Below are 12,087 nucleotides of genomic sequence, written 5' to 3'. Positions count from 1 at the left end.
ATGGCGTTGAACAATGGCGCTTTGATCGCCGATCGTTACCGACTGAACCGTCTCATCGCCACCGGCGGTATGGGACAGGTCTGGGAAGCCACGGATTCTCGGCTCAATCGACGCGTTGCCGTCAAGGTACTCAAGTCCGAGTTCTCGTCCGATCCGGAGTTCTTGGAACGTTTCCGGTTCGAGGCGCGCACCACAGCGCAGCTGAATCATCCTGGCATTGCCGGTATTTACGATTACGGCGAGACTCGGGACAGCTCAGGCGATTCCACTGCCTACCTGGTGATGGAACTGGTCAACGGCGAACCGCTCAATGCCGTGTTGGCGCGCGTCGGCCGTCTTGCGGTTCCCCATGCGCTGGACATGCTCGAGCAGACCGGTCGGGCCCTGCAGGTTGCGCACGATGCAGGTGTGGTGCACCGGGACGTCAAGCCGGGCAACATCCTCATCACACCCGCAGGTCAGGTCAAGATCACCGATTTCGGTATCGCGAAGGCCGTCGAGAGCGCGCCTGTCACGCGCACCGGAATGGTGATGGGCACCGCCCAGTACATCGCTCCCGAGCAGGCCCTCGGGCAGGACGCCACGTCGGCCAGTGACGTGTACTCGCTGGGAATCGTTGGTTACGAAGCACTTTCAGGCCGTCGCCCGTTCACCGGCGACGGCGCTTTGACCGTCGCAATGAAGCATGTCCAGGAGATTCCGGCTCCGATGCCGGCCGACCTGGCGCCCAACATCCGCGAACTCATCGACATCACGTTGACCAAGGACCCGGCCGGTCGCTACGCAAACGGTGGCGAATTCGCCGACGCCGTCGCAGCCGTCCGCGCTGGAAGGCGTCCGCCGCCACCAGGATTGGGCCAGGGCGGCACGCTGCCCCCGACGGGCGCCACTCAGATAATGCCCCCGACCGCCGGCTACGCGGGTCCGGCCGCGATGGCCGCTGACGATGCGGCCGCAGCAGGTGGACTGACCAGTGGCCAGAAGGCGATGGCGTGGGCCGGCGGTGGTTTGATCGCTCTGGCGTTGATCATCGGCGGCGTGTGGATCGCGACGGACGGCCCTGACAATTCCTCGCCGGCCGTCGTGACGTCGTCGACAACCACGCGTCCCACGACGACAACAACGCGGCCGACGACAACAACGACGCGTCCCACCACCACCACAACCGTCGAGCCGACCACCACGACAACGCGGCCGACGACAACAACGACCGAGCCGACCACCACGACAACAACGGTGCCGACTACGACGACCACCACCGAGCCGACCACCACAACGACCACAACCACCACGACAACTACAACCACCACGACAAACGCTGCAGAAGAACCGCTAGGACAAGACGAATGACGACACCTCGTAATCTCTCCTCCCGATACGAGCTGGGTGAGATTCTCGGCTTCGGTGGAATGTCCGAGGTTCATCTGGCACGCGACCTCCGCCTCAGCCGAGATGTAGCCATCAAGGTCCTGCGGGCCGACCTCGCGCGCGACCCTACGTTCTACCTGCGATTCCGTCGTGAGGCACACAATGCTGCCGCACTGAATCACCCAGCGATCGTGGCCGTCTACGACACCGGTGAGGCCGAGACCGACGCCGGACCGCTGCCGTACATCGTGATGGAGTACGTCGATGGCGACACCCTGCGTGACATCGTGCGCAGCAACGGCCCGATGGCGCCGCGTCATGCGATGGAAGTGATCGCGGACGTCTGCGCCGCACTCGACTTCAGTCACCGCAACGGCATCGTCCACCGTGACGTGAAGCCGGCCAACATCATGATCAACCGCGCCGGCGCCGTGAAGGTGATGGACTTCGGTATCGCCCGAGCGATCTCCGACGCGTCCAGCCCGATGACGCAGACGGCTGCCGTGATCGGCACCGCCCAGTACCTCTCACCCGAGCAAGCTCGCGGCGAGCAGGTCGACGCACGTTCGGACGTCTACTCGCTCGGCTGTGTGCTGTACGAGGTCCTGACCGGTCAGCCGCCGTTCTCCGGCGACTCTCCCGTTGCCGTGGCGTACCAGCATGTCCGTGAGGATCCGCCGACGCCGTCGGAGATCAACCCCGACATTCCGCGCGAGCTGGATTCGATCATCCTCAAGGCGATGAGCAAGAACCCCGCCAACCGTTACCAGAGCGCGGGCGACATGCGAAGCGATCTGGTTCGGGTGCTTGGCGGCCAGCGTCCGAGCGCGCCGATGGTGATGAACGACGAGGATCGCACCACGATTCTCGGTGCCGTCGGCAGCGAGACCGGAAATCTCCGCACCGCAGCTGATCCCGTTGCTCCCGTCACCACCGCCGCCGCGAGTAGGCGGGCACCGGAGCCGCCGGCCAAGAAGAAAGGTCTGCGCTACGCGTTGATGGGCTTCGCCGCCGTCATCGTCATCGCGTTGATCGGAGCCTTCCTGTGGCAGGTGAACTCGCCGAAGACGGAAACCGTCGCCGTGCCGACGGGCCTGACCAATCAGCCCGCCGATTCCGCGGAGGCGACTCTCCGCAACGCCGGCTTCAACGTCGAGCGGCAGAACAAGACCGACAAGGTTGTTGCGCCGGGCAATGTGATCACCACGCGCCCGGTCGGCGGAGTCAACCTCGAAAAGGGCAGCACAGTCACGCTCGACGTCTCCACCGGACCGGAGCAGGTCGCCATCCCGCGCTTGACCGGATTGAGTCAGGACGACGCCGAACGCAAACTCACCGCCATCGGCCTGCGACTCGATCCCACGATCGGTCAGGCCGCGTCGACGATCGCCGAGGTGGACAAGGTTGTCGGTCAAGATCCGGCGGTCGGGGTTTCGGTTGTTCTCGATTCGGCTGTCTCGATCACCGTCGGTTCCGGTCCCGAACAGGTCCGCGTTCCCGATGTCACTGGCCAGCGTGAAGAGGTGGCGCGACCCAACATCGAAGGTGCCGGATTTGTCGTTCAGATAACCGAGATCGACTCAGGCCTGCCTGCAGGCCAGGTCGTCTCCACTGATCCCGTCGGTGGAACGTCTGCCACCAAGGGCTCGACGGTGACGCTTCGGGTGTCAAACGGCAACAAGATCGCGATTCCCGATCTCACCAACAAGACCGTCTCCGAAGCGTTGACCACGCTGCGTGCAGCCGGTTGGGCGGGAACGGCCGGCCAGTTGGTGCAGACGCAGACCACCACACTGATACCGGAAATGGTCGGCAAGATTCTCTCGCAGACTCAGCCCGCCGGGTCCGAGATCTCCAAGGACGCGGTCGTCACGGTCAGTGTGGGAGCGTTGGGAATTCCCAACCGATAGTTCAGAGTCGGTAAATCAGAGTATTGCCGGCAGGGCTCCACCGAGCGCCGACGCGACCTCAGCTTCGAGGGCAGCGACAAGCGCTTCCGGTGGAGCCTCGCCGCATACCGTCAACCAGTTGGCCAGCATCCGATGCCCACCCTGCGTGAGGACGGATTCGGGGTGGAACTGCACGCAGTGAATGGGAAGTTCGCGGTGGCGCATCGCCATCACGACGCCACTCTCGGTGTGCGCGGTGATTTCCAGTTCGTCGGGAATGGTGTCCTCGAGGACCGTCAGCGAGTGGTAGCGCGTCGCAGTGAACGGATTGGGCAAACCGGCCAGTACGCCGACGTTCATGTGAAGAACCTTGCTCGTTTTTCCGTGCAACAACTCCGGTGCACGGTCCACGGTGGCACCGAAAGCCGCGCCGATCGCCTGATGGCCGAGGCAGACACCGAGTACCGGCGTCTTGGTTTCGGCACATACCTTCACCAGGTCCATGGTCACTCCCGCACGCTGCGGAGTGCCGGGGCCGGGGCTCAGGAGAATGCCGTCGAACTGCTCTGCAGCCGCATGAAGCCCGCCCGGAGCGGTCAGTCGCGGATCGTCGTTACGCCACACCACGGCTTCGGTTCCGAGCTGACCCAGGTACTGAACCAGGTTGAACACAAAGCTGTCGTAGTTGTCGACGACGAGAATCCTCATAGGAGCAGGGTAAACGCCCGAGCTAACCGCCGGTGTACGCGGGCACTGTGATCTCGCCCGAACTCGCCTGGGTATAGCCGAGACCGAACCTGGTGGCGTACTGCTTGAACACGCGAATTCCCGGTTCGCCGGCCAACGCCGCCTCGAGCTGTTCGGTGTTGCCGATCGCTCGCATCACGTACGGCGGGCTGTACGTCCGACCATGCAGGAGCAGCGTGTTGCCGATACACCGCGGCGCCGACGTGTTCACGATTCGCTGGTCCTGCATCCCGACCGCTTCGGCTCCGCCCGCCCACAGAGCGTTCAGGACACTCTGGACGTCCTGCTGATGGACCACGAGGTCGTCCGGGGTGGCGTCGACGGGATACTTGCCATCCGCATTGCGCGGAGCGTCGGTCATGGTGACGACTACACCGGGACCGGTCATGGCCGTCAGACCCGCGTCGACGGCCATCGCGTCGAGTTGCGCAAGCGCCTCGGCAACGCCGTCGTCGGACCGCGCGGCCTCCACTTGCAGTTCATTCAGTTGCGCCGAGAGTTCGTCGCGCGTCGAGGAGATACCGTCGGCGTTTGCCTGTGCGCTGCGCACAAGATCGGAGAGCCTGGTGCTGTCGGTGACCTGAAGCTGATTTTCTTCGGCCGAACGCGAAGCGGTGGCGACCATCAGTCCCGCCACGAGGCAGACAACAAGGACACCGACGCGCCAGAAGGTGCGTGACCCGGTGTTGCGTGACCCGGTGGACCTGACGGTTTGTCCCACGTCACTCTCCTAGTTCCTGTCCTGGTTCTTCCTCTGTCATGCCCAGTCGGCCCGTGACCGGCCGGACCCAGCTACGTTAGCGTGTAGGTACACATATGCAGGTCACACCGTAAGAGCGAGGACGTTATGCCCAAGTCGAAGGTACGCAAGAAGAACGACTACACGATCAACCCGGCGAACCGCACTCCGGTCAAGGTGAAGATGGGTCCGTCGAGCACGTTGTACGTGTCGGTGATGCTCGGTTTCATGCTTGTCGGATTGGCATGGTTGATTGTGTATTACTTGGCCGCAGATTCGATCACATGGATGAACGACTTGGGAGCGTACAACTTCCTGATCGGCTTCGGTTTCATGGTTGTCGGACTCATCATGACCATGAAATGGCGTTGACCTGCGCGTTCTCGATTTAGTCCTGATCGTGACCGGCTTTCAATTACATGGGTGTCATTCATCCCCAGTGTGGATAACTCCTGTGGACAACCTAGGAAGTTATCCACATGCTCGAGGATGAATTTCATCCACAGCCTCGTGACAACGGCTCGGACGTAGTCTCGTGGGCCACTCCGATGGGTGCTGTCTACGCGATGTTTGCGGGTGGAATCGCGCTTGCGATCGCCGCGATCGTGGTGCCGACGGAGACTGCCGGACGGTTCCTTCTCGCCCTTGCCGTGATCGGATTGTTCGTGATGGCCGGGCTCGCCCTGAAGCAGCGTCCGCGACTCGCCGTGATCGACGACAACGGCACCCCAGCTATCGCCGTGCAGCGTCTACTAGCGCGCCACGTGTTTCCCCGGCCACAGATCGACCGGGTGCGCCTGGTGCGCTACCCGCGTCTGGGTCGACGCGTCCCCATGCTCGAGATCGACATCGTGGACCGTGCGACCGACACCGAGAAACTGTTGATCTTCGGACGCTGGGATCTGGGCACCAACCCCGAGGATGTCCTCGAGGTGCTCACAGTCCACGGCTTGGTGCCGCCCGAGAAGTAGAGTCGAGCGGTGAGTAGTCCGGAGAGCGCAGAGCGCGATCGCCTTCTCGACCTAGCTGCCGACTACGTGCTCGAGTTCGGCGTCTCCTCTGCAACGCTCCGCGGGTTGAGCCGCGCCCTCGGCTCCAACAATCGCATGCTGCTGTACTACTTCGGGAGCAAGGCCGGTTTGCTCCTCGAGGCACTACGCCGCGCCGGGCTTCGCTTTTCCGGAATAGCCCACCTCCTCGATCTGATCCGCGATTCCGAGATCCCCATCGCGGACCGTCTCCACGGCGCGTGGGACATCCTCGCCGACCCCGAACTTGTTGCCTACCATCGGCTCTTCTTCGAACTCTTCGGAGTGGCCGCATTCGACTCGGAGCAGTACCGACCACTCCTCGAGGGCGTCGCAAACGAGTGGGCCGACGAAACCGCCCGTGCCATAGCCGAAACCGGCGTCGACGCCGAACTTGCCGAAACTTTGGGACACGAAATCGTGGCCGCGTGGCGCGGGTTCCAGATGACGCTGATCGGCGGTGGGGACAGCACACTGGTCAATCGCGCCGCTCGGCATCTGACGGAGTCGATCATCGCTGCTGCGGAACCGATTACATAGCCAGCGCCGCAAGGTCCGGTTGGACGATGTCGAGGGCCTGCTGCGGAACCGCGACGGCTTCGGTCGACCATCCCCAGATCGAGTACAACTCACGGTTCGGATCGGTGTATCCGTCACGGCCGTGCAGCACGCGGTAGTTGTCGATGCAGATCATCTCGCCGGCCTCGGCGCGAAACATCGGTCCGCTGTCACGCACGTGAGTCACCGTCTCGCTCCATCTACGGACCATCGGCCACTGCGCATCTTCGGATTCACCCTCGATCGGCGCGAGGAAGGGGTGGTATCGCGCCTGCTCACGACCACTGGCAACCGTCCTGGCGATGGGCGAGAACGTGGACTGCTGAAAGTTCGGTTCGGAATGGTCGATGTCCACGCTCCAGCAGAAGTCCGCGAGCTCCGCCGTGGACGGATCCAGTGCCAGCAGTCTGGTGAGTTTGACCGCATCGATCAGGAACGAATCTCCACCACTGGGAAGCGCCGGCTGCTTGCACCACAGGAACAGATAATCGGGCGCGTAGTCGCCAAAGGCAAAGCCGTCGTTGTGTGCCGTCATACGGTCCGGCGACATGTCGAAATACCGCTTGCGGCCACGCTTGTCCACCGGCTGCTCGTCGACAACAGCAGCTTCCGCGTCCTGGCTGCGGGCTGTTGCCTCGAACTGGCGTCCGACGCGAATGTACTTGTCACCGAGCAACTTCGACGCAAACGCAATGGCGTCGGTTTCCGTATGCAATCCGCCGAACACCGCGGCGCCGTCAAGCGCGATGGCTGCCCGAACTGCCGCCACGGTGTCCACGCGCCGGGGAACGATACTGGCCGTGGTCAGTTGAGAAGAGAACATTCGTGACTCCCTACGTCGAGTTGAACCAAGTGGTTCAACTCGAGAGTAGGGAGGTGGGATTTCGCCGATGTAACTCCGGAAATCGATTCGGTTACGACTGGCGGCGCTCAGATCACCTTGCCGGGGTTCATAATTCCGTGCGGATCCAGAGCATTCTTGATCGCGTGGTGCATCGCGACCACGGCCGGCGAGAGTTCCTGGGCCAGACCACCCATCTTGAGGAGGCCGACGCCGTGCTCACCGGTGACGGTTCCACCCAACTCGAGGGCGTTGTCGATGATCTCGGCAAAAGCGGCCTGGGCACGCGCACGGGCCGCCTCGTCGTCGTGCGGCGTGATCAACAAGGGGTGCAGGTTGCCGTCACCGGCGTGAGCGATATTCGCGATGTGGGTGTCGTGCCGAGCCGAGATCTGTTCGATGCGGGCCAACATTTCCGGAACCGCGGCCTTCGGGACGCAGATGTCCTCGGTCAGCACTGGGCCCAGTCGCTCGAGCGCCGGATACGCGAGACGACGAGCCGAGAACAGCGCGTCGGCTTCTTCCTGGTCAGTGGAGCGGGCACTCCACGTAGCGCCGGAACGGTTGAAACACGCCAACATTCGCTCGGCTTCGGCGTCGCCGATCTCACCGGGAGTGTCGATCCGTCCGAGGAGCACCACCTCGGCATCGGCGGAGAGGCCCATGTTCTTCCACGCGTCGACGGCCAGCAGGCATTGCCGATCGATCAGTTCGAGGGCTGACGGTGTGAGACCTTCTGCGGCAACGGCTTCGACAGCTTTGCCGGCGGCAACAATGGAGTCGAAGTAGCCGACGATGGTGCGTTCGGGATCGCGCTGAGGGCGAAGTTTCACGGTTACCTCGGTGATCACGCCGAGAGTGCCCTCCGATCCCACCATAAGTGCCGAAAGATCGAATCCTGCAACACCTTTGGCTGTACGACGCCCAAGGCGAACGAGTTCGCCGGTGCCGGTGACCACCTGCATCCCCAACACGTAGTCCTTGGTGACGCCGTATTTGACGCAGCACAGACCGCCCGCGTTGGTCGCGACGTTACCGCCGATAGTCGACCACGGGGCGCTGGCCGGGTCCGGCGGGTACCAGAGGCCTTGCTCGGCGCAGGCCTCACGCAGGTGATCGTTGACCACGCCGGGTTCAACGACAGCCAACCGCTCGAGAGTGTTGATCTCCTTGATGGCGTTCATCGCGTCGAAGGCAATCACCACACCACCGGAGACGGCATTGGCTCCACCGGACAGCCCCGTTCCGGCGCCACGCGTCACCACCGGCGCACCGTGCGCGATGCAGGCGCGGACAACGGCCTGGACCTGCTCCGCGGTGCGGGGACGCACAACGGCAACAGGCATGGCGTACGGAGCCCATTCGGCATCATCGTGCGCGTAGCTCGCCATGATGTCCGGATCGACGATCAGGCGATCCGCATCGATCTGCGAGCCGATCGCCTCGAGGAGCGCGGCGGAATCGACGGTGGCCTGATCAAGCGGAGTCATAATTCCACGATAGTGACACCCGAAATGCCAGCCCATGTAGATTTACTCCAGGAAATCGGCGAATGCATGGGCTATTTCTCCATGCGCGGGAGTGACAATGCACGAACAATGGCTACAGATGCTCCTGACCGAGGCATCAACGGATGAACTGATTGCTCATCGTGATCAACTCGCCGAGGCCGCACCTCTCGGCGCGGTTCACGACATCGAACAGGCAGCACGATCCGCTCTCCAACTGCGCAGCCTCCTCGCCCAGCGCCGCCAGCGCGCCACCGAACTGTCCGCTCTCAACGACATCGCAACACTGTTGACCACGATGCACGACCATCACGCGCTACTGCAGGAAATCGTAGACCAGGCAAAACGACTACTCGGAGTAGATCTCTCGTACCTCGCGCTCATTCACGGCGACATCCTGATCATCGAAGTGACCAGCGGCGCGTATACGTCACAGCTACTCGGACTCACCGTCCCGTTCCGCGAAGGCCTCATCGGACGCGTTGTCGAAAACTCCTCTCCCGCATGGACACCGGACTACCGCAATGATCCGTCGTTTGCGCACATCGGCCCCGCCGACGACGCCGCTCGAGCCGAGAACATGCGCGGACTGCTGGCCGTTCCATTGCAGGTCGACGGCAAGATCCTGGGCGCGTTGTGTGCCTGCAAGCGCCAGGAGCGACGCTTCGGCAACGAGGAAGTTGCACTACTGTCCGCACTTGCCGCTCATGCGTCAGTGGCTATCGAGAATGCCCGCCTCCTCGAGCAGTACCGCGCGACGGTCGCGGAAGTCAACGCCGCCAATACCGAACTTGCCAAGCGCACAGCACTTCTCGAACAGACTCTGACGTGGGACCGCTCGCTTACCCAAGTTGTGTTGCGCGGCGGAGGAGTTCGCGAACTGGTGCAGGAGGCATCGTCGTCGACGCGATGCCCGGTGTTCTTCGTGACCGGCACGGCCGAAATCCCGTCAGGACTGCAGCACCTGCGTGGCGCTGTGGTGCGCGCCTTCGAAATTCTGGCCGCAGATCGACGTGAACAAGCGCTGACTCTGATCGACGGTGATCAGTTCCTGTTTGCCGTCGAGGTCCGCAGCGCCGGCGATCGCCTCGGCGTGCTGTTCCTGACTTCACGCCAAGATCCTACTGCGGCAATGCGATTGGTTCTCGAACGCTCGGCCCCGGCCGTAGCGCTGGCGCTGGTCGGCGAACGTGCAGCCCGGGAAGCCACCCGCCGCGCCCGCGACGCGTTCCTGGTCGACCTCATCACCCGGCCGGCACCGACGCCGGCCGAGGTGACGGGGCAGTTCCGGCTGGCCGGTCTCAATCCGGACCGCTCGTACACCGTGGTGGTGGCCCGCCCTGCCGACGCCGTCGAACGAACGCGTCGGAGCATCGAGGAGATCATCTTTCCTCCGGGAACTGTTGTTGCCGAACATGGTTCCCGCGTCATTGCCATGATTCCGGGGATGACACCCGCCGAGGTCGCTGCCGCCTGGGTACAACCACCTGAGAATCCCACCGTCGGTATCGCCGATCCAGCCGTCGGCGGAGAAGGTCTGGCGCGGGCATACGTGGAGGCACAGCGCACCGTCGACGTTCTCGAGACTCTGGGCCGAGAATCACAGGTCGAGGCCGCGAATTCGCTCGGCATCTATCGAATCCTGCTAAGCCGCACCGGCCGAGACGAACTGGAAATGCTGACGCAGCGGTCCCTGGGGCCGCTCCTCGAGGAGGAAACCCGGCGCGGTGTTCCGTTGCTGGACACCCTTGCGTCGTACCTGGCTCACAACTGCCGGCACTCCGCGACGGCAACTGCCCTCGCGATCCACGCGAACACCCTGTATCAACGACTCGAATCCATCGACCGATTGATCGGCGCCGAATGGCGTCAGCCGGACCAGGCGCTCGATCTTGCGCTCCTGATCCGACTGCGTGCCAGTGCGGGGAAGCTCGGTCAAATCTGAGCAGGATTGTCCGATCGCTTTGCCAACATCACAACAAGGGTTGCAGCACAGAGCATCACGCCGCCCACCACCCACAGGCCCGCCTTGGCGTTTCCGGTCACATCGGTGAGCCATCCCGTGATGTACGGAGCGCCGAAGCCCGACGCGTTGCCGATGGAGTTGATCATCGCGATACCGGCGGCCGCACTCGCTCCCGTGAGGAACGTGGTGGGCAGATACCAGAAGACCGGCAGCGCGCACAGTACGCCCACAGCGGTGAGCGATACGGCGATCATGACGGTGAACGGCGAATCCAGGTACAGCGCAATCGGAATAGAGACGGCACCGAGGAGCGTCGGCGCAGCCACGTGCCACATCCGCTCACCGGTCTTGTCGGAGTGACGGCTCCACAGCACCATCGCCACGGCACCGATTGCGTAGGGAACTGCCACGATCAGGCCGGTCTCCATGAGCGAGAAGTCGGTATCGAATGTCTGCTTGAATCCGGCGACGATGCTGGGCAGGAAGAAACTCAGGGCGTACAGGCCGTACGTGATGCCGAAGTACACCAAACCGAATCCGATAACCCGCGGATCACGCAGTGTCTTGGCGGCCGACTGGTGACCGGCGTCGCCGAGTTCTCGTTCCTCGTCTTCCATCGATCGCATGAGCCACGTGCGCTCTTCCAGGGTCAACCACTTGGCGTCGGCGGGTCGATCGGTGAGATAGAACCACACGACAAACGCCAGGATCACCGCGGGTAAGCCCTCGATCAGATACATCACGCGCCACCCGGCCAGGCCGAACAAGCCGTCGCCGTACTGGATGATCGCAGCGGACAGCGGTGCGCCGAGGGCCGACGACAGGGGAAGTGTCAGCAGGAACAGGCCCATCAAACGAACGCGGTACTTCTTGGGGAACCAGAATGTCAGGTAGAGCAGCACGCCGGGGAAGAAGCCGGCCTCGGCGATACCCAAGAGAATTCGCAGGAAGTAGAGACTTCCCACATTCGGTACAAAGGCCAGAGCCGCGGCCAGAATGCCCCAGGTGAGCATGATGCGCGCGATCCACAAGCGTGCGCCGAAACGGTGGAGGGCCAAGTTACTCGGCACCTCGAACAGGAGATAGCCGACAAAGAAGAGGCCGGACGCGAGCCCGAACATCGTCTCGGTCATGCCGAGGTCGGCGCTCATGGTGAGCTTGGCAAACGCGATGTTCGTACGATCCAGATAGTTCACGAAATAGAGCAGGATCAAGAACGGAATGAGCCGCCTGGCTACCTTCTTCACCACACGAGATTCGATCTCGCTTGGCGCAACTCCACCGTCAGGGGTGGCGCGATCGGTGGAGGTCATTGCGGGTGGTACTCCTAAGAATGGCCGGAAGCATCGCTTCTACTTACGTGACTCGAGCCACAGTAGAATTCATTGCTTCGTCGCACTATGTGGATTATCTCCACAGAAGAAGTACCGCTATGTGCACTAT

Annotated in this window: 11 protein-coding genes; 6 read left to right on the top strand and 5 right to left on the bottom strand. The window is 62.8% G+C overall.

The features are described from left to right. Nucleotides 1-1,350 carry a protein kinase domain-containing protein gene (locus tag KYT97_RS19655; RefSeq protein ID WP_033235332.1) on the top strand — a complete coding sequence of 450 codons (1,350 nt, stop codon included), beginning with the start codon at nt 1-3 and terminating at the stop codon, nt 1,348-1,350. After that, nucleotides 1,347-3,278: a Stk1 family PASTA domain-containing Ser/Thr kinase gene (pknB, locus tag KYT97_RS19650; protein WP_033235331.1), complete on the top strand. Its 1,932-nt coding sequence runs from the start codon at nt 1,347-1,349 to the stop codon at nt 3,276-3,278. Before KYT97_RS19655 ends, pknB begins: the two co-directional genes overlap by 4 nt. A 15-nt stretch (nt 3,279-3,293) precedes the next feature. On the opposite strand, the gene KYT97_RS19645 is transcribed toward pknB, so the two are convergent. Both KYT97_RS19645 and KYT97_RS19640 read right to left on the bottom strand, forming a co-directional pair. Further along, entirely contained in the window at nt 3,294-3,965 is a 672-nt protein-coding gene (locus KYT97_RS19645; RefSeq protein ID WP_033235330.1) for an aminodeoxychorismate/anthranilate synthase component II, read from the bottom strand. 22 nt (nt 3,966-3,987) lie between these two features. Further along, nucleotides 3,988-4,629 (bottom strand): DUF881 domain-containing protein, encoded by a 642-nt coding sequence (locus tag KYT97_RS19640; RefSeq protein ID WP_080711785.1) that lies wholly within the window; start codon nt 4,627-4,629, stop codon nt 3,988-3,990. A gap of 222 nt (nt 4,630-4,851) precedes the next feature. Here KYT97_RS19640 and crgA point away from each other — a divergent pair, with 222 nt between their 5' ends. The 3 genes from crgA (at nt 4,852) to KYT97_RS19625 (ending at nt 6,311) form a co-directional block, all read left to right on the top strand. Further along, on the top strand, nt 4,852-5,115 hold the full coding sequence (gene crgA, locus KYT97_RS19635) for a cell division protein CrgA (RefSeq protein ID WP_033235329.1): 264 nt from the start codon (nt 4,852-4,854) through the stop codon (nt 5,113-5,115). 107 nt (nt 5,116-5,222) lie between these two features. Next, the gene (locus tag KYT97_RS19630) at nt 5,223-5,714 is read left to right on the top strand and encodes a PH domain-containing protein (protein ID WP_033235328.1); all 492 of its coding nucleotides are present in this window, start codon (nt 5,223-5,225) and stop codon (nt 5,712-5,714) included. A 9-nt stretch (nt 5,715-5,723) separates the two neighbouring features. Continuing rightward, nucleotides 5,724-6,311, top strand: coding sequence for a TetR/AcrR family transcriptional regulator (locus KYT97_RS19625; protein WP_051730599.1), 588 nt, complete (start codon nt 5,724-5,726; stop codon nt 6,309-6,311). Here KYT97_RS19625 and KYT97_RS19620 read toward each other — a convergent pair. Then, complete coding sequence (locus KYT97_RS19620) at nt 6,304-7,152, bottom strand: TauD/TfdA family dioxygenase (protein WP_033235327.1); 849 nt, start codon at nt 7,150-7,152, stop codon at nt 6,304-6,306. The genes KYT97_RS19625 and KYT97_RS19620 overlap by 8 nt on opposite strands. 107 nt (nt 7,153-7,259) lie before the next feature. Then, nucleotides 7,260-8,660: an FAD-binding oxidoreductase gene (locus KYT97_RS19615; RefSeq protein WP_045066097.1), complete on the bottom strand. Its 1,401-nt coding sequence runs from the start codon at nt 8,658-8,660 to the stop codon at nt 7,260-7,262. A gap of 97 nt (nt 8,661-8,757) precedes the next feature. Between KYT97_RS19615 and KYT97_RS19610 the strand changes: the two genes are divergently transcribed. Continuing rightward, on the top strand, nt 8,758-10,623 hold the full coding sequence (locus KYT97_RS19610) for a helix-turn-helix domain-containing protein (protein WP_116104233.1): 1,866 nt from the start codon (nt 8,758-8,760) through the stop codon (nt 10,621-10,623). Here KYT97_RS19610 and KYT97_RS19605 read toward each other — a convergent pair. Then, on the bottom strand, nt 10,614-11,957 hold the full coding sequence (locus KYT97_RS19605; RefSeq protein ID WP_045066093.1) for an MFS transporter: 1,344 nt from the start codon (nt 11,955-11,957) through the stop codon (nt 10,614-10,616). The genes KYT97_RS19610 and KYT97_RS19605 overlap by 10 nt on opposite strands. Between the last annotated feature and the right edge of the window lie 130 nt (nt 11,958-12,087).

Source organism: Rhodococcus globerulus (assembly GCF_019334125.1).
Taxonomy (GTDB): domain Bacteria; phylum Actinomycetota; class Actinomycetes; order Mycobacteriales; family Mycobacteriaceae; genus Rhodococcus_F; species Rhodococcus_F globerula.
Note: the sequence above shows the minus strand (reverse complement) of the source record. Positions and strands in the feature narration are given on the sequence as shown.